Consider the following 25,520-nt stretch of genomic DNA (forward strand, 5'->3'; position numbering starts at 1 on the left):
GCTGTTGCTGTTGCTGTTGCTGTTGCTTTGGCCTCGGCAGGTGCAGGGCTGCAAGCCCTGCCGAACACCCCTCAACGCCTGGGCGCCAGCTGCTCGAGCATTTCCCAGGACTTCAGCCCGCGCGGCCCCAGGTGATGGGCCAGCACCCGCCGCATCGGCAGGCGCAGGCTGGCCAGATCGGCGGCATCCGGCTCTTCGTCAGCCGCCAGCGCCAACAGCGCCGACCCGGTGGCGGCTGCCCGGCGCTCCCCGCCGCGCTCGCTCAACAGGCGCTGCGCACCCTCCTGCGGGTCCAGTTCGTACCGCGCCGCCGGGTCGATCGGCTGGCCATCGCTGGCGCTGTCCAGCTCGAAACCCAGGCCCAGCGCAGACAGCAGCTCGCGTTCGAAACGGCGCAGGGTCCAGGCCAGGCCAGCGCCCACCGCCAGCCGCGCACGCGCCTCGCCGTAGGCGAGGTACAGCTCCGGCAGCGGGTCCTGGCGCGGGGCCAGGCGCAGGGTCAGTTCGCTCAGGTAGAAGCCGGCCAGCATCGCCTGCCCGACCAGGCGTGGCGCGGCATCCAGCGCCTCGGCGCCACGCAGCTGGGCCAACTCACCCCGCTGCTGGGCACTGAAGCGGATCCACTGCAACGGCTGCAGGGCGGCGCGCAGCACCTGGCCCTTGGCAGTGGACACGCCACGCGCAAGCAGGCCGATACGGCCATGCTGTGCGCTCAACACTTCGACCAGCAGGCTGGTCTCGCGGTAGGCCCGTGCGTGCAGCACGAAGCCGGTGTCGTCCTCGATCATCATCGAAGCGACTACAACGCCTTACTCGTAACCGAAGGCCTTCAGCGCGGCCTCGTCGTCGGACCAGCCTTCACGCACGCGCACCCAGGTTTCCAGGAACACCTTGGCCCCGAACAGACGCTCCATCTGCAGGCGGGACTTGGCGCCGATCTCCTTCAGGCGGGCGCCGCCCTTGCCGATCACGATGGCCTTCTGGCCTTCACGCTCGACCCAGATCACCGCACCGATGCGCAGCAGGTTGCCGTCCTCGGTGAAGCGTTCGATCTCGACAGTGGTGGCGTAGGGCAGTTCCTCGCCGAGCTGGCGCATCAGCTGCTCACGCACCAGTTCACCGGCCAGGAAACGCTGGCTGCGGTCGGTGATCTCATCCTCGCCGAACATCGGCGGGGCTTCCGGCAGCAGCTTCAGCACGTCGCGCACCAGCGCTTCCAGGCCGTTGCGCTTCTGCGCGGAGATCGGATGCACGGCGGCGAAGTCGCGACCCTCGGTCACCTGCTGCAGGAACGGCAGCAACGCGCCCTTTTCCTTCAGGCGATCGATCTTGTTGACCACCAGCACCACCGGGATGCCGGCGTCGCGCAGCACGTTGAACGCCAGGCTGTCCTCTTCATCCCAGCGACCGGCTTCGATCACCAGCAGGCCGGCATCGACGCCTTCCAGCGAGCCACGCGCGGCGCGATTCATCACCCGGTTCATCGCCCGCTTCTGCACCTTGTGCAGGCCGGGGGTGTCGACCAGCACCAGCTGGCCCTCCGGATAGGTGGCGATGCCCAGCAGGCGATGACGCGTGGTCTGCGGACGGTTGGAGACGATGCTGACCTTGGCGCCGACCAGGGCATTGGTCAGGGTCGACTTGCCCACGTTCGGGCGGCCGATGACGGCCACGCTGCCGCAATGATGGGGAGTTTGTTCGCTCACTTGGAATCCAGTTGTTCTAGGACGGCCGCAGCCGCCTGTTGTTCGGCAAGCCGCCGCGAGGCGCCTTCGCCCTCGGTGCTGGCGGCCGGGTCGGCTACGTTGCAGCGTACCCGGAAGTGCTTGGCGTGGTCGTCACCGGATTCTGACACCAGTTCATACTGCGGCAACGCCTTCTGTCGGGCCTGCAGCCATTCCTGCAGGCGGGTCTTGGGGTCCTTCTCGGGTCGGCCAGAGGCCGGCAGTGCCTCGATCGAAGCGCTGAACCAGGGCAGGACCACTGCCCGGCAGGCCTCGAAACCGGCATCCAGGTAGATCGCAGCCACCACGGCTTCCACCGCGTCGGCCAGGATCGAATCACGACGGTGGCCACCGGACTTCATTTCGCCCGGGCCCAGGATCAGCCGCTCGCCCAGTTCCAGGCTACGTCCAATCACCGCCAGCGCGCCCTCACGCACCAGTTCGGCGCGGGCACGGGTCATCGCGCCCTCGTCAGCCTTGGGCCAGCGTCGGTACAGCGCCTCGGCCGCCATCATGTTGACGATGCTGTCGCCCAGGAATTCCAGGCGCTCGTTGTGTGGCGCACCGGCACTGCGATGCGTCAGCGCCTGCTTCAGCAGCGCCGGGTCGCGGAAGGGATGACCGATCAGGTCACCACGTTGGAAAGGTTTATTCGGCACCGCTTCGAGTCAGGTCCTGGGATGAATCGAATTTGCCAACCACGTCCAGGTTGCCAACCAACGGACGGCGCACTTCGTAGTTGACCTTGAGGGTCCAGCCATTGTCGCGACGGTCGAACTTCACGTTGGCCGGCTTCACGTTTTCCGAGTAATTGATGTACAGGCGCTTGAAGAACAGATCCTGGATCCGGGCCGGCTCCATGCTGCCCACGCCCGGCTCCTTGGCCAGGCTCTTCATCGCCGAGCGCACCGCGTAATACTCCTGGTACATCGGGAACAGCTTCATGCCGATGTAAAGGAAGAAACCCACCACGATCAGGACCGCCAGGAACGAGGTCAGGGTCATGCCACGCTGCGTGTTCATCGTCTTCATTGCGTTCTCCCCAGATACGCGTTGGATGTGAAGGTACTCAGTTGATGCTCGAGCCGATCCGCGACGGCTCGAAGCCATCCTTGCAGAACCAGCCCTGGCAGTTCAGCCAGATCAGGAAGGCCTTGCCGCGCAGGTTTTCTTCCGGCAGCAGGCCCCAGAAGCGGCCATCGTCGCTGTTGTCACGATTGTCGCCCATCACCAGGTACTTGCCGGCCGGTACGGTCCACTGGCCCTGGCCACGCGGATAGTCGGTCTCCAGCACGGTATGGGTACGGCCCGGCAGGTGCTCGACCAGCAGGTTGGCGCCCTCGCCCTGGCCCTTGTGGCCGGCATAGATGCCCTTGTTGTCGTACTTCAGCGGTTCGCCATTGAGGATCACGCCGTCGCCTTCGAAGACCACGGTGTCACCCGGCACGCCGATCACGCGCTTGATGAAGTTCTCGCCCTTGGCCGGGTCGTTGTCGCTGTGGCCGGGGAAGTGGAACACCACCACGTCGCCGCGCGACGGCTCGCCGAAGGGGACGATCTTGGTGTTGCTGATCGGCAGGCGCAGGCCGTAGGAAAATTTGTTGACCAGGATGAAATCGCCGATCAGCAGGTTCGGCATCATCGAGCTGGACGGGATCTTGTACGGCTCGGCGATGAAACTGCGCACGATCAGCACGATCGCCAGCACCGGGAAGAATGCACGCGAGTAGTCCACCAGCACCGGCTCGGTGTCGAGCAGGCCCGCGCGCTGGGCGCGGCGCTTGGCGAGGTACAGCTTGTCGGCGAGCAGGATCAGGCCCGAGGCCAGGGTCAGCACGACCAGGAGGATCTCAAACAGTTTCATTCAGGGTCCTTTGCAACGTCACCAGACGACCGGCCCCGCGAGGCCGGTGCGGGCTTACTTGTTGTCCATCTGCAGCACGGCCAGGAACGCTTCCTGCGGGATCTCCACGCGGCCGACCTGCTTCATGCGCTTCTTGCCTTCCTTCTGCTTTTCCAGAAGCTTCTTCTTGCGCGAGACGTCGCCACCATAGCACTTGGCCAGCACGTTCTTGCGCATCGCCTTGACCGTGGTGCGGGCGATGATCTGCGAGCCGACGGCGGCCTGGATGGCCACGTCGAACATCTGCCGGGGGATCAGGTCCTTCATCTTCTCGCACAGCTCGCGGCCACGGCGGTCGGCGTGGCTGCGGTGCACGATCAGCGACAGTGCGTCGACCTTGTCACCGTTGATCAGCACGTCGACGCGCACGAACGGGCCGGCGTCGAAGCGCACGAAGTGGTAGTCCAGCGAGGCATAGCCACGGCTGACCGACTTGAGCTTGTCGAAGAAGTCCAGCACCACCTCGGCCATCGGCAGCTCGTAGCTGATCTGCACCTGGCTGCCCAGGTAGTTGATGCCGATCTGGCTGCCGCGCTTTTCTTCGCACAGCTTGATGATGTTGCCGATGTATTCCTCGGGAGTGAGCACATTGGCGCGGATGATCGGCTCGCGGATCTCCTCGACCTGGTTCACCGGCGGCAGCTTGGCCGGGTTGTCCATGTTGATGACCGAGCCGTCGGTCTTCAGGACCTCATACACCACCGTCGGCGCGGTGCTGATCAGGTCCAGGTTGTATTCGCGTTCCAGGCGCTCCTGCACGATCTCCATGTGCAGCATGCCCAGGAAGCCACAGCGGAAGCCGAAGCCCATCGCTTCGGAGCTTTCCGGCTCAAAACGCAGCGCGGCATCGTTCAGGCGCAGCTTGTCCAGCGCTTCGCGCAGGTCCGGGTAGTCCTCGGCATCGACCGGGAACAGGCCGGCGAACACGCGCGGCTGCATTTCCTGGAAGCCCGGCAGCGGCTTCGGCGCCGGATCGCCGGCCAGGGTGAGGGTGTCGCCGACCGGCGCACCATGCACGTCCTTGATGCTGGCGGTGACCCAGCCCACTTCACCGGCACGCAGCGCCGGCAGCACCTTGCGCTTGGGAGTGAATACGCCGACGTTGTCGACCTGGTGGTTGCGGCCGGTCGACATCACCTGCAGCTTGTCACCGGCCTTGATCTCGCCCTGCATCACGCGCACCAGCGAGACCACGCCCAGGTAGTTGTCGAACCACGAGTCGATGATCAGCGCCTGCAGCTTGTCGGTGTCGCGCGGCACCGGCGGCGGGATGCGATGGACGATCGCCTCCAGCACGTCCTGCACGTTGAGGCCGGTCTTGGCACTGACCGGCACGGCGTCGGAGGCGTCGATGCCGATCACGGCCTCGATCTCGGCCTTGGCGCGCTCGATGTCGGCGGTGGGCAGGTCGATCTTGTTGATCACCGGCACCACTTCCAGGCCCTGCTCCACTGCGGTATAGCAGTTGGCCACCGACTGCGCTTCCACGCCCTGCGCCGCGTCGACCACCAGCAGCGCGCCTTCGCAGGCGGCCAGCGAGCGGCTGACTTCATAGGAGAAGTCGACGTGGCCGGGGGTGTCGATGAAGTTCAGGTGATAGGTCTGCCCGTCCTTGGCCAGGTACGGCAGTGACACCGATTGCGCCTTGATCGTGATGCCACGCTCGCGCTCGATGGGATTGGAGTCGAGCACCTGCGCTTCCATCTCGCGGGCCTGCAGGCCACCACAGAGCTGGATGATGCGGTCGGCCAGCGTGGACTTGCCGTGGTCGACATGGGCGATGATGGAGAAGTTGCGGATGTTCCGCATCGAATCAGAAGACATAGGTGGCGGCGGCGCGCGGCGTCGTCAGGGTAACGGTCGATTATCGCATGCCCGGCGCCCGGCCGCGAAAACTGCCTCATCGGGCCGGGGCCAGAACGGCCGAAGCCCCGCCGGGGCGGGGCTTCGGGGGCCGCGCCGGCGCCGCCGAAGCGGCCCCGGCAGGCGCCTTACTGGCCGGCCTTCACCGCCACGAAGGCGCTGTTGCCGTTGGCCGTGCGGACCAGCAGCATCACCACGTCGTCCTTCTTGAAGCTGGACAATGCCCGGTTCAGGGCATCCACGCTGCCGACCGCAGTGCGGCCGACCTGCAGGATCACCATGCCCGGCGACAGGCCGGCATCGCGTGCCGCCTGGCCCTTGACCCCGGTGATGCGCACGCCTTCATTGCCGTTGAGCCCCAACTGCTTGCGCTGGGCCGCGTTCAGGTCGCTGACGTCCAGCCCCAGCAGGGCGTTGGCACCGGTCTGCGGAGCCGCCTCGCCACCGCCAGCCGACGGCCCGCGGGCATTGGCCTGCCCGTCCTCGCTCAGTGCGGTCAGCGTGGCACTGAGCTCATGCGGCTTGCCGTCGCGGTAAACCACCAGGTTCACCTTGCTGCCCGGCGCCATCGCACCGATCAGCGGCGGCAGGTCGGACCAGCTGTTGACCGCGCTGCCGTTGACCGAGCGGATGACATCGCCCACCTGCACGCCGGCCTTGGCGGCCGCACTGCCGGCCACGATCTGGTTGACCAGCGCGCCGCGGCTGTCCGGCAGGCCCAGTCCCTGCGCCTTCAGCGAATCGATCGGTTCGACCACCGCGCCGAGCTGGCCGCGGGTGACCTTGCCGCTCTTCTTGATCTGCTCGACCGCGCTCATCGCCAGGTCGATCGGGATCGCGAAGCTGATGCCCATGTAGCCGCCGGAGGCCGAGAAGATCTGCGAGTTGATGCCGACCACTTCGCCGCGGGTGTTCAGCAGCGGCCCACCGGAATTGCCCTGGTTGATCGCCACGTCGGTCTGGATGAATGGCACGTAGCGCTGGTCCGGCCCCCCCGTACTGCGACCAACGGCGCTGACCACGCCGGCGGTAACGGAATGGTCGAGGCCGAACGGCGAGCCGATCGCGACAACCCATTGACCGGGCTTCAGGGTGTTGGAATCGCCCACGCGCACGGTGGGCAGGTTCTTGCCATCGATCTTGAGCAGGGCCACGTCGTACTGCTGGTCGCTGCCCACCACCTTGGCGGTGAACTCGCGGCTGTCGCCCAGCTTGACCTTCACCTCGCTGGCGTCGGCCACCACGTGGTAGTTGGTCAGTACATAGCCATCGGGCGAGATGATGAAGCCCGATCCCATGCCACGCCCCTTGATGCTGGGACCGCCATCCTGCCCACCCGGCCCCTGCCCCGGCATCGGGAAGTCAGGGCCGAAGAAGCGGCGGAAGAACTCCGGCATGTCATCGTCGCCCATCGGGCCGCGCGAGGCCTGGCGGTTGTTGCGGACGATGGTGGTGTCGACGTTGACCACGCCCGGGCCGACCTGTTCGACCAGGTTGGTGAAGTCAGGCAAGCCACTGACCAGCGGTTGTGCAGGCGCCCGCGGCGCCGCGGCCGGCGCAGGCTGGGTCTGCGCGGCAGGCGCCGGCGCCTGTGCGCAGGCCACCAGGGGAAGGGTCAGGGCCAGCAGGCCAATGGCCTGCGTGCGGAGTCGGGGAGTCATCGGACGGCAACCTCCGGATCGGGTGGAAAGAGGAATACGGGCCCCGCCGACGGCGGGGCGTGAAGGCGCCCGGCTCAGTCGCGCGGGCGCGGCGGCACCGGCAGGTCGTCCTGCAGGCGCGGCTCGAACGGGTAGAACGCGGCACCACCGGCATGGGCCGGGAAGCTGGCATTGAGCGCACCACCGGCGGCGGGCGCCAGGCTGGAGCGCGGCCATGGCCGGGCCTGCAGCCCACCGACCTCACCAAACGGCAGGTTGTGGTTGGCGTTGGCCGGTACGGTCGGAGCCAGCGGTGCCTGCACGGCGGCGATGGCGCGCTGCGGAGCGTCATCGCGCTGGGCGGCACGCGCGGCCTGCTGGCTGCGGGTTGCACTGGCGCGGCGGGCGTCCTGGCGACGGCTGGTAGCAGCCATCGCCACAGCCGGCGCCGCCGCCACGGCCATCGCGGCGGTATCCACCGATGCTTCGGTCACCGGGGCCGGCGCGGTTGGCGCCGGTGGCAGTTCCGCCTGGCTGGCGATCACCTGCGGCGCCAGCGGTTCACCCGGCGTGGCCTCCTTCAGTTTCTCGCCGCCGATGAACAGTGCGACGGCGGCCACCGACGCGGCCAGGGCGGCGCCGCCGCCCCAGGCCCGCCAGCCACTGCGACGTACCTGGCGACGCGGCTCGGCCTGTGGCGCCGGCTCAGCCGCGATGGCGGCAGCCACGGCGGCACTGAAGCCGGCCGGCGCCAGCGCCGACGCCTGTCCGCGCATCACGTCGCCCAGCAGCTGCCAGCGTTCCTGGCAGCCGGCCAGCTCGGGGTCGTGCTCCATCCGGCGCAGCAGGAAGCGCGCTTCATCGGCGCCCAGCTCGCCATCGACCAGGGCCGACAGCTGCTCGCGATGGCGCTGGTCCAGGCGCTGCCCGGCGGGCGATTGATGGTTCTGCGATTCGTTGAACGGGTTACTGGTCATACGCGGCTCTTCTCACGGGTGGCGCTGCCGATGTCCAGCAGCGGCCGGAGTTCGGTGTCGATCGCCTCGCGCGCCCGGAAGATCCGTGAACGCACCGTGCCGATCGGGCACCCCATCTTCTGCGCGATATCCTCGTAGCTCAGGCCTTCCACCTCGCGCAGGGTGATCGCTGACCGGAGTTCTTCCGGCAGCGCGTTGACGGCCTTCATCACCGTCTGTTCCAGCTCCTGGCGCATCAACTCGCGTTCGGGCGTGTCGGTGTCACGCAGGCGCGTACCACTGTCGAACTGTTCGGCATCGCCGATGTCGATGTCATCGGTCGGCGGCCGTCGATTGTGTGAAGCCAGGTAGTTTTTGGCGGTATTCACGGCGATTCGATGCAACCAGGTTGAGAACTGGGCATCGCCACGGAAACTCCCGATCGCGCGGTAGGCACGGATGAAAGTGTCCTGGGCGACGTCCTGACATTCGCTCCAGTCGGCGATGTAGCGACCGACCAGGGCCACCACCCGATGCTGGTACTTGCGCACCAGGACATCGAAGGCGGCACTCTCGCCGTGCTGCACGCGCCGGACCAGTTCCAGATCCAACTCCTGTGGTGTATCAACCTCGGCCATGAGGGGCCGCACTCCTGTCAGCCCAACCGACGTCGGGCAATGAGACTGCCAATCCCGGGAAAAGTTCAGTCGCCGATCACCTGGCGCCGCACCAGCTTTTAACCACCGTTCCGTTAGCGTCCCGGTCCACGGCCATGGATCCGGGGTTGCCACTCCCCTGCTATTGGGATTTGACGCGAGGGAAACAACCTCTGGATCATAGCCGCTTCTCCATACACAACCGGATGGAACGTCCATGCTCTCAGGCTTCGATGGTCTCCGCTTCAGCCACTGGCACCCCGAGATCCGCGACGACGGCGTGGTGGTTCTCTCCCTGGATCGTCAGGACAGCAGCGTCAACGCGATGTCGCAGGACGTGCTGCTGGAGCTGGGCGACCTGCTTGAGCGCATCGCGCTGGACCTACCCAGGGGCGTGGTGGTCCAGTCGCTGAAGAAGGCCGGCTTCATTGCCGGTGCCGACCTGAAGGAGTTCCAGGAATTCGACCGTCGCGGCACTGTCAACGACGCGATCCGTCGTGGCCAGGCCACCTATCAGAAGCTGGCCGAGCTGCCCTGCCCCACCGTGGCGGCGATCCACGGCCACTGCCTGGGCGGCGGCACCGAACTGGCGCTGGCCTGCCGCTACCGCGTGGCGTCCAATGACAGCAGCACCCGCATCGGCCTGCCGGAAACCCAGCTGGGCATCTTCCCGGGCTGGGGCGGCAGCGCCCGCCTGCCGCAGTTGGTGGGCGCGCCGGCGGCGATGGACATGATGCTGACCGGCCGCACCCTGTCGGCCTCGGCCGCGCGTGGCATCGGCCTGGTCGACAAGGTGGTGGCGCCAGCGGTGGTGCTCGACACCGCCGTCGCGCTGGCGCTGTCCGGTACCACCCGCCCGTTCAAGCAGCGCGCGACGGCATGGGCCACCAACACCTGGCTGGCACGCAGGCTGCTGGCGCCGCAGATGGTCAAGCAGGTCGCACGCAAGGCGAAGAAGGACCATTACCCGGCGCCGTACGCGCTGATCAGCACCTGGCAACGCAGTGGCGGCAAGCCGATCCAGGCCCGCCTGGACGCCGAGCGGCGCGCCGTGGTGAAGCTGGCCAGTACACCGACCGCGCGCAACCTGATCCGTATCTTCTTCCTCACCGAGCGACTGAAGGGCCTGGGCAGTGGTGATTCCGGCATCCGTCACGTGCACGTGGTCGGCGCCGGCGTGATGGGCGGCGACATCGCCGCGTGGGCCGCTTACAAGGGCTTCGAGGTGACCCTGCAGGACCGCGAGCAGCGCTTCATCGACCCGGCCATGGAACGCGCGCAGGCGCTGTTTGCCAAGAAGGTGCGCGACGAAAGCAAGCGCCCCGCCGTGGCCGCACGCCTGCGTGCCGACCTGGAAGGCAATGGGGTTGCCGAAGCGGATCTGGTGATCGAGGCGATCATCGAGAACCCGGAAGCCAAGCGTGCGCTGTACCAGACGCTGGAACCGAAGATGAAGCAGGACGCCCTGCTGACCACCAATACCTCGTCGATTCCACTGGTGGAACTGCGCGATCACATCCAGCGCCCGGCGCAGTTCGCCGGCCTGCACTACTTCAACCCGGTAGCACAGATGCCGCTGGTGGAAATCATCCACCACGATGGCATGGCGCCGGAGACCGAGCGCCGCCTGGCCGCGCTCTGCAAGGCGCTGGGCAAGTTCCCGGTGCCGGTGGCCGGCAGTCCGGGCTTCCTGGTCAACCGCGTGCTGTTCCCGTACATGCTGGAAGCCGCCACCGCGTACGCCGAAGGCATCCCGGGCCCGGTGATCGACAAGGCCGCAGTGAAGTTCGGCATGCCGATGGGTCCGATCGAACTGATCGATACCGTCGGCCTGGACGTGGCCGCCGGTGTCGGCCGCGAACTGGCGCCGTTCCTGGGCCTGCAGATTCCGGCCGCGCTGCAGACGGTGGAACCGGACAAGCGTGGCAAGAAGGATGGCCAGGGCATCTACACCTGGGAAAACGGCAAGCCGAAGAAGCCGGACGTGGCCAGCGACTACCAGGCCCCGGCCGACCTGGAAGACCGCCTGATCCTGCCGCTGTTGAACGAGGCAGTGGCGTGCCTGCACGAAGGCGTGGTGGCCGATGCGGACCTGCTGGATGCCGGCGTGATCTTCGGCACCGGTTTCGCCCCGTTCCGCGGCGGTCCGATCCAGCACATCCGTGCGGTCGGTGCCGATGCGATCGTCGAGCGGTTGAAGGCGCTGCAGCAGCGCCACGGCGACCGTTTCGCCCCGCGCCCGGGCTGGGACAACCCCGCCCTGCGCGAACCAGTGGTCTGAGTTCATCGGCCGGGCCTGCGGCCCGGCACCCGCAGAGGCAACCGCCGAAGCAAAAGCCAGAGCCGGAGCCAGAACCGGAGCCGGAGCAACAGCCGGCTCTGGCTTTTCTGTTTGCTGGGCGGGGCGGTGTCGGGTTGCGGGGACGCCGTAAACCCGTCCTTGGGGGCTTGGCCGCGGCATCCATGCCGCGGACACCCCGCAACCCGACACCGCCCCACCCCTGACAGTTTCCCGGTGACGGTGGGTGAACTGCGATGGCTGTAGGTGTCGACCTTGTTCAGCACGGATCATTACGAACTGGCGGGTGTCGACCTTGGTCGACACCAAGAGCGAAGCGACCGGCGTTTGATTTTGATTTTCTTTTTCTTCTCCGTGGCTGGACGCACACGGAAACTGTCTGGGGCCGGGCGGGGTGGGTTCGCGGGGGTGTCCGCGGCATGGATGCCGCGGCCAAGCTTCCACGGACGGATTCACGGCGTCCCCCGCGAACCCACCCCGCCCGGCCAAGCACGGCTTGTGCTTGTGCCGTCAGCGACCAAGCGACCAGCCACGAGGGGCTGCGCCGTTGGCTGGAACACCCTGTTACCCATACGAGGCATGTCCCCGTCACAGCCGCATGCGATGCTGACCACCTGATCCCTGCCAGCGAGAACGCCCGCATGACCACCATCATCGCCCCGCGCGTGCACGACATCGGCGGCCTCGAAGTCCGCCGCGCCGTTCCCACCCTGCAGGCGCGCAGCATCGGTTCGTTCGTGTTCGTCGACCAGATGGGCCCGGCACTGATGCACCCCGGCACCGCCATCGACGTGCGCCCGCATCCGCATATCGGCCTGGCCACGGTCACCTACCTGTGGTCGGGCGCGATCGGCCACCGCGACACCCTTGGATCGGACCAGGTGATCCGTCCCGGTGACGTCAACTGGATGACCGCTGGTCGCGGCATTGCCCATTCCGAGCGAACACCGCAACCGGACCGCGACCATGACAACCCGATCCACGGCATGCAGACCTGGGTCGCGCTGCCGAAGTCGCATGAGGAAATCGAGCCGGCGTTCTATCACCATGCCGCGGCCACCCTGCCCGAGCAGCGCCGCAACGGCGCCTGGCTGCGGGTGATCGCTGGCCGCGCCTATGGCGAGGAATCGCCGGTGAAAGTGTTCGCCGATACGCTCAATGTGGCGATCGATCTGGACCCGGACGCGGAAATCGACATCGACGACGGCCACCGCGAGCGCGCGTTGTACATCCTTGAGGGCGACGCGCAGTTGGATGGCGTGGACATCCCCGCACAGCACCTGGTCATCCCCGAAGCCGGCGCACGCGGCCGCCTGCGCGCAAAGACACCGGTAAAGGCGATGCTGTTCGGTGGCGAGCCGCTGGATGGCCCGCGCCACCTGTGGTGGAACTTCGTGTCCAGCTCGAAGGAGCGTATCGAGCAGGCCAAGCACGATTGGGAAGCCGGTCGCTTCGGCACCATCCCCGGCGACGACAAGGAGTTCATCCCGCTGCCGCAGTACTGAGCATCGCGTGTTGCACACAGCCGAGGGTGTATTCCTGCACCCGGCGTTGACGCTACAGTCACCCGCTGATCATTGAAATGTGACATAAATCACACTTTCGACCGTCAAAGGAGTGCAACACATGAGCATGGGTAAACGCTTGTCCGCCGAATTCCTCGGCACGTTCTGGCTGGTTCTGGGTGGCTGTGGCAGTGCGGTGCTGGCCGCCAAGTTCGGTGGTGACGGCAATCCGCTGGGTATTGGCTTCCTCGGCGTGGCGCTCGCCTTCGGCCTGACCGTGGTGACCGGCGCCTATGCGTTCGGCCATATCTCCGGTGCGCACTTCAATCCGGCGGTCAGCGTCGGCCTGTGGGCGGGTGGTCGCTTCCCGACCAAGGACCTGGTGCCGTACATCATCGCCCAGGTTGCGGGCGGCCTGCTGGCCGGCTTCATCCTGCTGCAGATCGCCTCCGGCGCCAGTGGCTTCGCCATCGACGGCAGCCAGGCCGGAGCGTTCGCCAGCAATGGCTATGGCGCGCTGTCGCCCGGTGGTTACAGCGTGGCTGCGGCCTTCCTGTGCGAAGTGGTACTGACGGCGGTGTTCCTGATCGTGATCATGGGTACCACCCACGGCAAGGCACCGGCCGGGTTCGCCCCGCTGGCGATCGGCCTGTCGCTGACCCTGATCCACCTGATCAGCATCCCGGTCACCAACACGTCGGTGAACCCGGCCCGCTCCACGGCCGTGGCCTTCTTCGCCGGCAGCGGTGCGGTCAGCCAGTTGTGGCTGTTCTGGGTCGCCCCGTTGCTGGGCGGCGCGATTGGCGGCCTGATCTACAAGTGGATCGGCAACGACCGCTGATCCCCGCAGCAACCATTGCGGCCGACAGTCGGCCGCAATGGTTGCGCTTGCAACCGCGAATTGTGCGATTGCTCACGTTCCGTTAAGGTTGAGTTGACCGTCCGTGCACATGCCGGATGGGGTGGCGTCCGGGGATGGGATGCCATGGTCGCCGGCTCCGCTGGCGAAGCCAACCAATTCATCACCTTGGGGGATGCATGAAGTTCGTGCCTGTCATGTTGTCGAGCCTGCTTTTCGCTGCGGCCCAGGCCGCCGCGCAGGCGCCGTCCGAATGTCCTTCGCTGCCGGCCAGCAGCGGTCTGCAGTGGCAGCAGCAGGTGCAGGCCGATTTCCTGGTCTGCCGCGCCAGCACCCCTGATGGCCGCGAAGTGCTGAGCCTGATGCTCAGCGCGCGTGATCCGTCCATTCCGCTGAACCGCTCGCTGCGGCAGGAAAAAGGCAGCTTCGGCGGTGAATCGCTGTACTGGTACCAGCCCGACCTGGGCGGCCAGCAACCGCCGGGGTATGCCGAACGGCGCATCAGCGTGGTCAAGCTCGACAAGGGGCGTTACGCGCAGATTTCGCTGTATCCGGACAGCGCGCAGGAGCTGGGGTCACTGCAACAGCTGGCGCAGGGCATGAGCCTGACCCCGTCGGCCGTGGCCGCCGGGCGCTGAGGATGACGGGGATGACTGCTTGGCAGCATCCCCGCAGCGCGACCCGATCCAACGGTAGTGCCGGCCGCTGGCCGGCACCCCGATCCGCCTCCAGGCGAGGCAGTTGCCGGCCAGCGGCCGGTACTACGTCAGAACTTGCCTTCCTGGAAATCGACGAAGGCCTGCATCAGTTCCTGCCGCGTGTTCATCACGAACGGCCCGTGGCGCATCACCGGTTCGCGCAGCGGACGGCCGGCCACCAGGATCAGGCGCGCGCCTTCATTGCCGGCCGAGATGTGCAACTGCTCGCCACCGCCCAGCACCGCCAGTTCCTGGCGAGCGACGTCGCGCGCGGCGTCCTGCTCACCCACGGTCACGCCACCTTCGAACACGTACGCAAAGGCGTTGTGCCCTTCCGGCAGCGCATAGGTCCAGGCACGGTCGGGCGCCAACGTGATGTCGAGGTAGAGCGGGTCGGTGGCCGGTTGCACGATCGGGCCGCGGGTGCCATCGACCGTGCCAGCGATCACCTTCACCTCCACGCCCGCTTCCGGGTGCACCACGGGAATCCGCTCAGGCGCGAACTCCTGGTACTTCGGCTCGGTCATCTTCTCCTTCGCCGGCAGGTTCACCCACAGCTGGAAGCCACGCATCTGCCCGCTTTCCTGCTCGGGCATCTCCGAGTGCACCAGGCCGCGGCCAGCGGTCATCCACTGCACGCTGCCCGGGGTCAGCAGGCCTTCGTTGCCATGGTTGTCGCGATGCCGCATGCGCCCGTCGAGCATGTAGGTGACGGTCTCGAATCCGCGGTGCGGATGCTCCGGGAAACCGGCGATGTAGTCCTCGGCGCGGTCGGTGCCGAATTCATCGAGCAGCAGGAACGGATCGAGGTCGGGCAGCGTCGGGCCACCGATGACGCGGGTCAGGCGCACGCCGGCACCGTCGGAGGTGGGCATGCCACGGATGGTCCGCAGCACGCGGACCGGTTCGGGAAAGCTCATGGCGACTCCTGTTGGATGGATGCCACTGAAGATGGACGCCGCACGGCCACACGCCAATGGACGGCGCCGCAACCGATTGTTCCATCCCTGATGTTCGCTGCACGTCAGCACAACAAGCGTACGACCAAAGTACTACCGCCGATTCGTCCTGTGCCAATTGACCCTGTCGAGGGCACGCGGGACTCTTTGACTGTCTTTCCGGGAGAGAGCACCTCATGAAAGGGTTTTCCAAAATAGGCTGGGCGGTCCTCGCCCTGCTCGGCGCCTTCTGTCTGGGCACCGTGGCCCTGCGCCGCGGCGAACACATCAATGCGCTGTGGATCGTCGTCGCCGCGGTTTCGCTGTACCTGGTGGCGTACCGCTTCTACAGCCTGTTCATCGCCAACAAGGTGATGCAGCTGGATCCGACCCGGGCCACGCCGGCGGTGATCAACAACGATGGCCTGGACTACGTGCCGACCAACAAGCACGTATTGTTCGGCCACCACTTCGCCGCCATCGCCGGCGCCGGCCCGCTGGTCGGCCCGGTCCTGGCCGCGCAGATGGGCTACCTGCCTGGACTGCTGTGGCTGGTGGTGGGCGTGGTGCTGGCCGGTGCGGTGCAGGACTTCATGGTGCTGTTCCTGTCCAGCCGTCGCAACGGCCGTTCGCTGGGCGACCTGGTAAGAGAAGAGATGGGCCAGGTACCTGGCACCATCGCGTTGTTCGGTGCGTTCCTGATCATGATCATCATCCTGGCGGTGCTGGCGATGGTGGTGGTCAAGGCGCTGGCTGAAAGCCCGTGGGGCATGTTCACGGTGATCGCGACGATGCCTATCGCCATCCTGATGGGCGTGTACATGCGCTATATCCGCCCCGGCAAGATCGGCGAGATCTCGGTGGTCGGCCTGATCCTGCTGCTGGCCGCGATCTGGTACGGCGGCAAGGTCGCCGCCGACCCGGTGTGGGGCCCGGCGTTCACGTTCACCGGCACCCAGATCACCTGGATGCTGATCGGCTACGGCTTCGTCGCATCGGTGCTGCCGGTGTGGCTGTTGCTGGCCCCGCGCGACTACCTGTCGACCTTCCTCAAGATCGGCACGATCATCGCGCTGGCCGTCGGCATCCTGATCGTGATGCCGGAACTGAAGATGCCGGCGCTGACCCAGTTCGCCGCCAGTGGCGACGGCCCGGTGTGGAAAGGCGGCATGTTCCCGTTCCTGTTCATCACCATCGCCTGCGGTGCGGTATCTGGTTTCCATGCGCTGATCTCCTCCGGCACCACGCCGAAGCTGCTGGCCAATGAAGCGCACATGCGCTACATCGGCTACGGCGGCATGCTGATGGAATCGTTCGTGGCGGTGATGGCGCTGGTCGCGGCCTCGATCATCGATCCGGGCATCTACTTCGCGATGAACAGCCCGGCGGCGGTGATCGGCGCCGATGCGGCGTCGGCGGCGCACTACATCACCAACACCTGGGGCTTCACCATCACGCCGGAGCAGCTGACCGCGACCGCGGCGGCGATCGGCGAGCCGACCATCCTGCATCGTGCAGGTGGCGCACCGACACTCGCGGTGGGCATCGCGCAGATCCTGCACGAAGCGATCCCCAGTGGCAGCGACGCAATGATGGCGTTCTGGTACCACTTCGCGATCCTGTTCGAAGCATTGTTCATCCTGACCGCGGTGGACGCTGGCACCCGTGCCGGACGCTTCATGCTGCAGGACCTGCTGGGCAACTTCGTCCCGGCGCTGAAGAAGACCGAGTCGTGGACCGCCAACATCATCGGTACCGCCGGCTGCGTGGCGCTGTGGGGCTACCTGCTCTACACCGGTGTGGTCGATCCGTTCGGCGGCATCCAGACCCTGTGGCCGTTGTTCGGCATCTCCAACCAGATGCTGGCCGGTATCGCGCTGATGCTGGGCACGGTAGTGCTGTTCAAGATGAAGCGCGACCGCTATGCGTGGGTCACTGCGGTACCGGCGGTGTGGCTGCTGATCTGCACCACCTATGCCGGCTTCATCAAGATCTTCGACAGCAACCCGGCGCAGGGTTTCCTGGCACAGGCACACAAGTTCCAGGCCGCACTCGCCAGCGACACGATCACGGCGCCGGCCAAGTCGGTGGCGCAGATGAAGCAGATCGTGGTCAACGCCTACGTCAATACCGGCCTGACCGCGCTGTTCCTGCTGGTGGTGGGCGCAGTCCTGGTGTATTCGATCAAGACCATCCTGGCGGCACGCCGCAATCCGCAGCGCAGCGACCGCGAGACCCCTTACGTGGCGCTGAAGCCACATGAAATGGTGGATCTGTGATGAGTACGCAACTGGTTCCCGCCGGCCAGTACCAGGCGCACCGCCGCATCTGGCGGCGCCTGGTGCAGACCGCACGACTGTGCTGTGGCATTCCTGATTACGACAACTACGTCCGGCATATGCTGGAAAAGCATCCGGACCAGGAGCCGATGGACTACAAGACGTTCTTCCGCGAGCGCCAGGAAGCGCGCTACGGCGGACGCAATGGTGGCCGCTGCTGTTGAGGGCCGGGACGGTCTTTTCGCAGGCAAAAGAAGGCCGAGCGCGTGCTCGGCCCTGCGCGGGCAGAGCGGGTTCGCGGCGCACGCCGCGAACCCGCAACAGGAACGTCCGGTCAGAACTCAGGCGCCGGCCATCCACTTCAGGATCAGGCCGGTGACATAGGCCAACCCGGTACCGGTGGCATAGCCCACCGTCCCCAGCAGCACCCCCACAGGCGCCAGCGTCGGATGGAAGGCCGCGGCCACCACGGGAGCCGAGGCGGCCGCCCCGATGTTGCCCTGCGAACCGATCGCGAAAAAGAACAACGGCGCGCGCAGCAGCTTGGCCACCCCCCACAGCACCAGCACATGCGTGGCCATCCAGATCGCGCCGAGCAGGAACAGCCAAGGCCGATCCAGCAGCGACAGCAGGTTCATCTGCATGCCGATGCAGGCGATCAGGAAGTACAGGAACACCGTGCCCAACCGCGAAGCGCCTGCGGCTTCCAGCCGGCGCGCACGGGTGAAGCTCAGGCCCAGGCCCATCGCCGTGGACAGCAGGATCACCCACACGAACTGGCTGTCCAGGCTGAACTGGCTGGCCCAGCTGACGTTGGCCTTGAACCAGCCCGACAGCGGTGCGGCGATGGCGTGGGCCAGGCCGACGCCACCCAGTGCCACGCCGACGATCACCATCAGGTCGGTCATGCTGGGAATGCGCGCGTTCTGTGCCTCGTAGGCGCTGATGCGTGCCTTCATCTCGTCGATGGCACGCGTATCGGCCCCGTTGCGGGTGTCGATCTGCTGCGCGCGGTTGGCCAGGAACAGCAGGATCGCCATCCACAGGCTGGCGCAGGCCACGTCGACCACGGCGAACTGCCCGAAGGTGGTGGCATCGGTGCCGAACACTTCGCGCATGGCGACCATGTTGGCGCCGCCACCGATCCAGCTGCCGGCCAGCGCGGCCATGCCGGCCCAGGTATCACCGGCCACCGTTTCCGGATGGATCAGCTTCATCAGCTGGAAGGAGACGATCGCACCGAGCATGATGCCAGCGGTACCGGCACAGAACACAAGCAACAGCTTCGGCCCCAGCTTGATGACGCCCTTGAGGTCGATCGACAGCGTCAGCAGGACCAGCGCGGCCGGCAGCAGCACGTCACGCGCGACCGGGTTGTACAGCGAGGTGTTGTGGCCATCGATGACACCGGCGGTGTTGTAGATGGCGGGGATGAAGTAGCACAGCAGCAGTGCCGGCACCCAGGCGAAGATCTTCTTCAACAGCGGGGTCGGACCACTGGCGGCCCAGAAGATCAGGGCCAGGGTGGCGGCAATCAGGCCCAGTCCAACGATATCGTTGCTGATCAGGGCAGTAGCGGGTTCGGTCGGCATGGGATCCTCTGTCGATCGAAGGAGCGGGGAAAAAAAAGCGCCGCATGAAGCGGCGCAGGTCGAGATTAACATTGTCTTCACGTCGGGTCATGCCGCAGCGCGGAGCAGGTCGGCCGTCCGATCAAGCGGGGCGCGAAGCGCCGAAGTCCAGGGTGACACGCGTCCCGCGCGGTTGGCGGGGCTGCAACTGCAGCGTCCAGCCCAGGTGCTCGCACAGCCGCGCGATCAGGTCCAGGCCGATGCCACTGCCTCGATCGGCACGCTCGCCGCGGGCCATGCGCGCGTGGATCGCCGCGATCTCCTCCGGGCTCATCCCATGCCCGGGGTCCTGCAGGGTCAGTACCGCCGACGAACTCAGCTGCAGCTCGATATGGCCGCGGCCGCTGTTTTCGATGGCATTGCGCAGCAGGTTGCCGATCGCCGCCTGCACCACCGCCAGCGGCGCGACGATATCCACCGGCGCAGCCTGGATGCCGATGCTCAGGTCCTTGTCGCCGAGCAGGTGGCGATGGTCGTCGACGATCTCCGGCAGCAGCTGGTCCAGTGCGATGCGCTCGGCACGCGCGGCCAGGCGCGCAGGATCACGCGCCAGCACCAGCAGCAGCTCGATCAGCTGCTCCACGCTCTGTGCCGTGCGCAGGACCCGCTGCATCTGTTGGCGGGCACGTTCGGGCAGGCCCGGTTGCTCCAGCGCCAGCTCGGCTGCACCGGTCATCACTGCGATCGGCGTGCGCAGTTCGTGGCTGGCGGTACTGATGAAGACCCGCTCACGCTCGACGAACTGCTCGTTGCGGTCCAGGTAGTCGTTCAGCGCATCGGCGATGGTGTGCAGCTCGGAACTGCCGCGCGGGTCGACCTCGATGCGCTGGCCCTGAACGCCCGGCCGCAATGCGCCGATGTGCTGGGCCAGCAGGCTCAACGGGCGCACCATGCGTTCCATGCCGAAGGACGCCATCAGCACGGTGACGAAGATCATGATCACCCCGGCCAGCATCACCCAGCGCGTGGCGAACTGCTCCAGGTCATGGAAGTCGGAGATGTCCAGCGCCAGCGCGACCCGTCCCATCGACCGGGTCTCGCGCACCATCACCGCCGTCTCCCGGCCTTTGATCATCACGCCGTCGTGAAGGCCCGGATGCAGCGTACGCAGGCTGTCAGGCAGGTTGACTGCATCGAAGCGGTACAGGCTGAGCGTGTCCGAATCCTGCCAGCGATAGTGCGGTTCATGCTCGACGTGCTCGACGATGCTGTCCAGTTCGGAGTTGAGCAGCGCACGCCAGGCGGCATGTTCGGCGTGTTCGTGCACGTAGTTGCCGACGCTGAACACAGCGATCGACAGCAGGGCCAGGTAGCCCAGCAACCACCACACCACGCGCCGGTACAGCGGGCCCGGCCTACGCGCCTTCATCATCATCCTTGCCTGCATCGGCGGCCGCGGTCACCGCAAGGCGGTAACCAACCCGCGGCAGGGTGTGGATCAGCTTGTCGGCAAACGGACCATCGACGCTGCGGCGCAGCTCATAGACATGCGAGCGCAGCAGGTCACCATCCGGTGGCTCGTCGCCCCACAGGGCGAACTCCAGCTGTTGGCGGGTGACCGCACCGGGGCTGGCGCGCATCAGCACCTCCAGCAGCTTCCGGCAGGCCGGGTAGAGGTGGAGCACCTGACCACCCCGCTGGGCTTCGAGGGTCGCCAGGTCCAGCACCAGGTCGCCCACCTGCAGGCGCTTGCGCGGGTTCCGGCCCTGCGCACGCAGCAGCAGCGCCTCCAGCCGAACTTCCAGCTCGGGCAGGGCGAACGGCTTGGTCAGGTAATCGTCGGCACCCGCGCGGAAGCCGGTGATCTTGTCCGGCAGTTCGTCGCGCGCGGTCAGCATGATCACCGGCACCTCCGAAGCCTGCTCGGCGCGCAGGCGACGCAGCACCTCCGGCCCCTCCATGCGCGGCAGCATCCAGTCCAGGATCACCGCGTCGTAGGGATGGCTGCCGGCCAGGTGCAGGCCGGTGATGCCGTCCGGGGCCACGTCGAGCACGTGCCCGCGCGACTCGAAGTAGTCGAACAGGTTGGCCACCAGCTGGCGGTTGTCCTCGATCACCAACAGACGCATGCACGAAACATCCACGGAACTTCGTACCATGGTAGCGCTGCCCATGTCGGAATGCGGTCGCCCCGGCCTCCTCTGACGCTTTTCCAACCCCCGCCACCTCAGAATGGCCGTTTTGCTCCCGGAGCCTGCCGTGCCCGTAGTCCTGCCCCGCCGTTGGCGCCTGCCCCTGTTGTGGCTGTTGATCGTTGCTGCGCTGGCAGCGGGGATCGGCCTTCGGCAGCCGCAGCCACCGGACGAGCCGCGCTTCGTGCTGGCGGCCCGCACCATGGTCGAGAGTGGGCAATGGCTGCTGCCGCACCGGGGCGTGGAGCTGTATGCGGAGAAGCCACCGGTCTTCATGTGGCTGCAGGCGGCGGCCTACGAGATCGTCGGCAGCTGGCAGTGGTCGTTCCTGCTGCCATCGCTGCTGGGCGCCCTGCTCAGCCTGTGGTTGGTGTCGGATCTGGCACGCCGACTGTGGTCACCGCGGCATTCCCTGTACGCCCTGGCGGCGCTGTTCTGCACCCTGCAGTTTGGCCTGATGGCCAAGCGCGCGCAGATCGACATGGTGCTGGTCGGCATGACCACGGTGGCCCTGTGGGGCTTGATGCGCCACCTGTGCGAACGCCGCAACCTGGCTGCCTTGTGGCTGGCGGGGTTCGCCGCTGGCCTCGGCACGGTGACCAAAGGCGTGGGTTTCCTGCCGCTGCTGATGGTCCTGCCGTGGTTCGGCTGGTGGCTGTACCAGCGTCGCCGCGGGCGCAGCGTTGACGGCCCCCACCCGGCAACGCTGCTGTGGCTGATCCCGGCCTTCCTGCTGGGCGTGTCGGTGTGGCTTGCGCCGCTGGGCTGGGCCCTGCTGCACACGCCCAGCGCCGAACTGCAGGCCTACGCGCATGAGCTGTTGTTCAAGCAGACCGGTACCCGCTATGCCAACGCCTGGCACCATCGCCAACCGGCCTGGTACTACCTGCAGGTGATCCTGACCCTGTGGCTGCCGGGCAGCCTGCTGCTGCCGCTGCTGTTCAAGCCGTGGTGGCGCCGCATCCGCCGGGGCGACCGCCGGCAGTGGCTGCTGCTGGGTTGGGCGCTGCTGGTGCTGGTGTTCTTCAGCGCCAGCCCGGGCAAGCGCGAGGTCTATGTGCTGCCGATGCTGCCTGCGATGGCACTGGCGGTTGCGCCGTTGTTGCCGGGCTTGCTGCGCCGGCTGTGCGTGCGCCGGTATCTGTTCGGCTACAGCGTGGTGCTGATGCTGGCCACCGGCGTGCTCGGCGTGATGCTGATGACCGAGCACCCGTGGGCCTTGGCGCAACTGGAGCGCCGGGCCATGCCCGATACGCTGCTGCCGGTGCTGGGTGATGGCCTGCTGACCTTCGCCATCGCGCTGGCCACGTTGGCCGTCTGGTTGCGGGTGCGCCGCGCCACGACCCTGGTGCTGCTGACCCACGGCATGCTGTGGATGCTCTACGGCCTGGTGCTGATCCCGGCACTGGATCCCTACGCATCGGCATCGGCGCTGATGCGCCGCGTCGGCGCGCGGATCGGTCCGGACGCCGAATTGGCGCTGGTCGCCTGGCGCGAGCAGAACCTGCTGCAGGCTGACCGCCCGGTACGCGAGTTCGGCTTCAAGCGGCCCTGGGCCGAGCAATGGCACGATGCCGGCCCCTGGCTCGCCGAAGCGCCGGACAAGCGCTGGTTGCTGGTGCTGGACGAGGCGATGAGTCCCTGCGTAGACCGGGCCAAGGTGATCGACATCGGCATGGCCAACAGGAATCGTTGGCAACTGCTTCCCGGTACGGCCTGGGACCCGCAATGCCACGCCGAACGGGCCGGCTCGACCGCCGAAGAAGACTGAACGTTGACTCGTGCCGGGGAAATCATTAACTCGGCGCGAACGAGCGTCCGACCCTTCTCCGACATGCAGGTGACGAGCATGGCTGCGGATTCCCGAACCCGCCTTCCCTCAGCATGCCCGTTCGTCCCCTTGATTCGATCGCGCCGCTTGCGACATCGCCACTGGCGTCAAGATTCGCCGTAACTCACTTTTGGCTGCCTGTCGCAATCGGTCTGCCCGTGTTTGCGCTGCTGATGGGGTTCGGCGGCGACCAGTGGGTGGCCGATCACCTGTTCCGCCTTGAGGGCAGCCGATGGGTGCTACAGGACGCCTGGATCACCCGCACGGTGGTGCACAAGGCCGGCAAATGGCTGAGCACGTCAGCGGCCTTGGTCGCGATCCTGCTGTGCTTCCACCACTGGCGTAAAGGACGCGATCACACCCTGCGGTGGGCGCTGCTTTATGTCGTACTTGCCCTGGCGCTGGGCACCGGCGTGATCTCCCTGCTGAAGTCACTGGTGCCGATGGAATGCCCTTGGGACTTGCTGCGCTACGGCGGCCACCAGCCATTTATCGGGCTTTTCACCGCACGCCCCGCTGGCATGGCCGCGCAGGCCTGCTTCCCGGCCGGGCACGCCAGTGCCGGCTACGCCTGGCTGTGCCTGTACTATTTCGCCCTCCTATGGCGCCCGTCGTGGCGCTGGGCCGGGTTGTGGATCGGCCTCGGCGCCGGTTTGGTGTTCGGCATCGGCCAGCAGCTGCGCGGTGCGCATTTCCTTTCGCATGACGTCGCCACTGCATTGATCTGCTGGCTGCTTTCGCTCGGCCTCTATCTGATCGCCAAGCGCGTCCTGACACACCGTCAACTGAACCATGCCAACCGCCAGGAGGCAAACGCATGAGCGCATCGGTCCAACGGCCCGCCCGCCTCCCCGCCCTTGCGGGTCTGCGCCACTGGCGGCCGCAGCTGTCCACCGAAGCGCTGATCGCGCTGACCAGCCTGTTCTTCGCGGTGGCCGGCAATGGCCTGTTCTGGCACAGCGCGATGGCCAGCCATCCAGGCAGCCTGCGCTACGCGCTTTCGCTGCTGCTGTTGCTGCTGGGTGCTCACGGCGTGCTGCTGGGCATCCTGGTCTGGCGCTGGAACGCCAAGGTGGTGATCAGCCTGTTGCTGCTGGTGACCGCATTCGCCGCGCACTACATGAGTCGCTACCACATCTACCTGGATGCGGACATGCTGCGCAACGTGCTGGCGACGGACCCCAAGGAAAGCCGCGAGCTGATGACCGTGTCGCTGCTGTGGCCGGTACTGTTGCTGGCCGTGTTGCCGATGGCGGTGTTGTGGCGCGTGCAGCTGCGTCGCCGCAGCTGGGGCCGCACCCTGCTGTGGCGGCTGGGCTTCCTGCTGGTGGCCGCGGTAACCGCCGTCGGCGGCGCGTTGATCTCGTTCCAGGATGTTTCAGCACTGATGCGCAACCAGCGCGAAGTGCGTTACCTCGCCACCCCGGCCAACGTGCTGCTGGGCATGCCGCGTGCGCTGCGTGGCGACAACCCGGTGCAGCGCGCACCGAAGCTGCCGATCGGCACCGACGCCAAGGCCACTCCGCGAGCGCCGGCCAGCAAGCCGCGCCTGCTGGTGATCGTCATGGGCGAGACCGTGCGTGCGCAGAACTGGGGCCTCAACGGTGGCCGCAACACCACTCCGGAACTGGCGCAGGCCAGCGTGATCAATTTCCCGGACATGCATTCGTGCGGCACCAGCACGGAGGTCTCGCTGCCGTGCCTGTTCTCGCCGTGGGGCCGCCACGACTACGACGAGAAGAAGATCCGTGCGCACCAGTCGCTGCTGCACGTACTGAACCGCGCCGGCATCGCGCCGCTGTGGCGTGACAACCAGTCCGGCTGCAAGGGCGTGTGCGAGGGCCTGGACTTCCAGTCATTGTCCGACGCCACCACACCCGGCCTGTGCGCCGATGGCCGCTGCATGGACGAGATCCTGCTGCAGGACCTGGCCACCCAGGTGCGGGCCAAGCCCGGCGACCGGGTCGTGGTGCTGCACCAGCTGGGCAACCACGGCCCGGCCTATTTCGAGCGCTATCCGCCCGCGTTCCGCCGCTTCACCCCGACCTGCGACACCCGTGACATCGGCCGCTGCTCGCGCGACGAGATCACCAACAGCTATGACAACGCCGTGCTGTACACCGATCACTTCCTGACCAAGACCATCGGCACGCTGCAGGGCATGCAGGACTACGACACGGCGATGATCTACCTGTCCGACCATGGTGAATCGCTGGGCGAGAAGGGCCTGTTCCTGCATGGCGTGCCGTATGCGATCGCACCGGCCGAGCAGACCCGCGTACCGATGACGATGTGGTTCTCGCCGGGCTTCGCCAGCAGCCGTGGGTTGGACCTGCAGTGCGTGCGCAAGCGTTCGGCGGCCTATACAGACCACGACAACCTGTTCCCGTCGGTGCTGGGCCTGATGCAGGTTAAGACGGCGCTGTACGAGCGCGACCGCGACGTGTTCGCCAACTGCGAAGGTTGAGGGGTGTTTGGCAGGGCTTGCAGCCCTGCACCTGCAGGGGCAACGGCAACGGCCGAAGCAACAGCAGAAGCGGGTTTCCTGAGGGGTGGCGGGGTGGGTCCGGTTGCGGGGGACGCTGCAAGTACGTCCATGTAAGCTC

The 25,520-nt window shown here is 66.7% G+C and carries 22 protein-coding genes; 9 read left to right on the forward strand and 13 right to left on the reverse strand.

The features are described from left to right. Positions 1-71: 71 nt before the first annotated feature. From recO to rpoE, 9 genes are all read right to left on the reverse strand, one after another. Positions 72-791, reverse strand: a complete 720-nt coding sequence (gene recO / locus ACUDTM_RS07390; protein WP_049447075.1) for a DNA repair protein RecO — start codon at positions 789-791, stop codon at positions 72-74. An 18-nt stretch (positions 792-809) separates the two neighbouring features. Beyond that, positions 810-1,706, reverse strand: coding sequence for a GTPase Era (gene era / locus ACUDTM_RS07395; protein ID WP_005410599.1), 897 nt, complete (start codon positions 1,704-1,706; stop codon positions 810-812). After that, on the reverse strand, positions 1,703-2,383 hold the full coding sequence (rnc, locus tag ACUDTM_RS07400; protein WP_005418230.1) for a ribonuclease III: 681 nt from the start codon (positions 2,381-2,383) through the stop codon (positions 1,703-1,705). Before rnc ends, era begins: the two co-directional genes overlap by 4 nt. Beyond that, entirely contained in the window at positions 2,373-2,756 is a 384-nt protein-coding gene (locus ACUDTM_RS07405) for a DUF4845 domain-containing protein (RefSeq protein ID WP_014038086.1), read from the reverse strand. Before ACUDTM_RS07405 ends, rnc begins: the two co-directional genes overlap by 11 nt. Before the next feature lie 37 nt (positions 2,757-2,793). Continuing rightward, on the reverse strand, positions 2,794-3,588 hold the full coding sequence (gene lepB, locus ACUDTM_RS07410; RefSeq protein WP_005418234.1) for a signal peptidase I: 795 nt from the start codon (positions 3,586-3,588) through the stop codon (positions 2,794-2,796). Positions 3,589-3,642: 54 nt separating this feature from the next. Then, positions 3,643-5,436: a translation elongation factor 4 gene (gene lepA / locus ACUDTM_RS07415; protein ID WP_005418237.1), complete on the reverse strand. Its 1,794-nt coding sequence runs from the start codon at positions 5,434-5,436 to the stop codon at positions 3,643-3,645. 182 nt (positions 5,437-5,618) lie between these two features. Beyond that, positions 5,619-7,151 (reverse strand): DegQ family serine endoprotease, encoded by a 1,533-nt coding sequence (locus tag ACUDTM_RS07420; RefSeq protein ID WP_111008361.1) that lies wholly within the window; start codon positions 7,149-7,151, stop codon positions 5,619-5,621. 74 nt (positions 7,152-7,225) lie between these two features. After that, positions 7,226-8,107 (reverse strand): sigma-E factor negative regulatory protein, encoded by an 882-nt coding sequence (locus tag ACUDTM_RS07425; protein ID WP_072169164.1) that lies wholly within the window; start codon positions 8,105-8,107, stop codon positions 7,226-7,228. Then, a complete protein-coding gene (rpoE, locus tag ACUDTM_RS07430; protein WP_005418256.1) occupies positions 8,104-8,724 on the reverse strand; it encodes an RNA polymerase sigma factor RpoE in 621 nt (206 codons plus the stop codon). The genes ACUDTM_RS07425 and rpoE overlap by 4 nt, the downstream gene beginning before the upstream one ends. 235 nt (positions 8,725-8,959) lie before the next feature. On the opposite strand from rpoE, the gene ACUDTM_RS07435 reads away from it, so the two are divergent. The 4 genes from ACUDTM_RS07435 (at position 8,960) to ACUDTM_RS07450 (ending at position 14,043) form a co-directional block, all read left to right on the forward strand. After that, positions 8,960-11,023: a 3-hydroxyacyl-CoA dehydrogenase NAD-binding domain-containing protein gene (locus ACUDTM_RS07435; protein ID WP_445391235.1), complete on the forward strand. Its 2,064-nt coding sequence runs from the start codon at positions 8,960-8,962 to the stop codon at positions 11,021-11,023. A gap of 659 nt (positions 11,024-11,682) precedes the next feature. Then, positions 11,683-12,546, forward strand: coding sequence for a pirin family protein (locus ACUDTM_RS07440; protein WP_005410608.1), 864 nt, complete (start codon positions 11,683-11,685; stop codon positions 12,544-12,546). 121 nt (positions 12,547-12,667) lie between these two features. Next, complete coding sequence (aqpZ, locus tag ACUDTM_RS07445) at positions 12,668-13,387, forward strand: aquaporin Z (RefSeq protein WP_134972113.1); 720 nt, start codon at positions 12,668-12,670, stop codon at positions 13,385-13,387. A gap of 197 nt (positions 13,388-13,584) precedes the next feature. Next, on the forward strand, positions 13,585-14,043 hold the full coding sequence (locus tag ACUDTM_RS07450; protein WP_049414687.1) for a hypothetical protein: 459 nt from the start codon (positions 13,585-13,587) through the stop codon (positions 14,041-14,043). Positions 14,044-14,171: 128 nt separating this feature from the next. Here the strand turns inward: ACUDTM_RS07450 and ACUDTM_RS07455 are convergent, their stop codons facing one another. Then, the gene (locus ACUDTM_RS07455) at positions 14,172-15,023 is read right to left on the reverse strand and encodes a pirin family protein (RefSeq protein ID WP_053499689.1); all 852 of its coding nucleotides are present in this window, start codon (positions 15,021-15,023) and stop codon (positions 14,172-14,174) included. A 215-nt stretch (positions 15,024-15,238) separates the two neighbouring features. Between ACUDTM_RS07455 and ACUDTM_RS07460 the strand changes: the two genes are divergently transcribed. Further along, the gene (locus ACUDTM_RS07460) at positions 15,239-17,320 is read left to right on the forward strand and encodes a carbon starvation CstA family protein (protein WP_005418274.1); all 2,082 of its coding nucleotides are present in this window, start codon (positions 15,239-15,241) and stop codon (positions 17,318-17,320) included. Beyond that, entirely contained in the window at positions 17,320-17,544 is a 225-nt protein-coding gene (locus ACUDTM_RS07465; protein WP_005410613.1) for a YbdD/YjiX family protein, read from the forward strand. Before ACUDTM_RS07460 ends, ACUDTM_RS07465 begins: the two co-directional genes overlap by 1 nt. 117 nt (positions 17,545-17,661) lie before the next feature. On the opposite strand, the gene ACUDTM_RS07470 is transcribed toward ACUDTM_RS07465, so the two are convergent. From ACUDTM_RS07470 to ACUDTM_RS07480, 3 genes are all read right to left on the reverse strand, one after another. Then, positions 17,662-18,912: a DUF819 family protein gene (locus ACUDTM_RS07470; RefSeq protein ID WP_072169169.1), complete on the reverse strand. Its 1,251-nt coding sequence runs from the start codon at positions 18,910-18,912 to the stop codon at positions 17,662-17,664. A 121-nt stretch (positions 18,913-19,033) separates the two neighbouring features. After that, on the reverse strand, positions 19,034-20,320 hold the full coding sequence (locus tag ACUDTM_RS07475; RefSeq protein WP_088497636.1) for a sensor histidine kinase: 1,287 nt from the start codon (positions 20,318-20,320) through the stop codon (positions 19,034-19,036). After that, entirely contained in the window at positions 20,307-21,020 is a 714-nt protein-coding gene (locus ACUDTM_RS07480) for a response regulator transcription factor (protein WP_072169171.1), read from the reverse strand. Before ACUDTM_RS07480 ends, ACUDTM_RS07475 begins: the two co-directional genes overlap by 14 nt. 130 nt (positions 21,021-21,150) lie before the next feature. Between ACUDTM_RS07480 and ACUDTM_RS07485 the strand changes: the two genes are divergently transcribed. The 3 genes from ACUDTM_RS07485 to ACUDTM_RS07495 all read left to right on the forward strand — a co-directional run bounded on the left by ACUDTM_RS07485 (position 21,151) and on the right by ACUDTM_RS07495 (position 25,381). After that, on the forward strand, positions 21,151-22,854 hold the full coding sequence (locus tag ACUDTM_RS07485; RefSeq protein ID WP_227837260.1) for an ArnT family glycosyltransferase: 1,704 nt from the start codon (positions 21,151-21,153) through the stop codon (positions 22,852-22,854). A 113-nt stretch (positions 22,855-22,967) separates the two neighbouring features. Further along, positions 22,968-23,735 (forward strand): phosphatase PAP2 family protein, encoded by a 768-nt coding sequence (locus ACUDTM_RS07490; RefSeq protein ID WP_088497635.1) that lies wholly within the window; start codon positions 22,968-22,970, stop codon positions 23,733-23,735. Further along, the gene (locus ACUDTM_RS07495) at positions 23,732-25,381 is read left to right on the forward strand and encodes a phosphoethanolamine transferase (protein ID WP_088497634.1); all 1,650 of its coding nucleotides are present in this window, start codon (positions 23,732-23,734) and stop codon (positions 25,379-25,381) included. The genes ACUDTM_RS07490 and ACUDTM_RS07495 overlap by 4 nt, the downstream gene beginning before the upstream one ends. The last annotated feature ends 139 nt before the right edge of the window (positions 25,382-25,520 follow it).

It is taken from the genome of Stenotrophomonas maltophilia group sp. vghtpe118 (genome assembly GCF_052605195.1).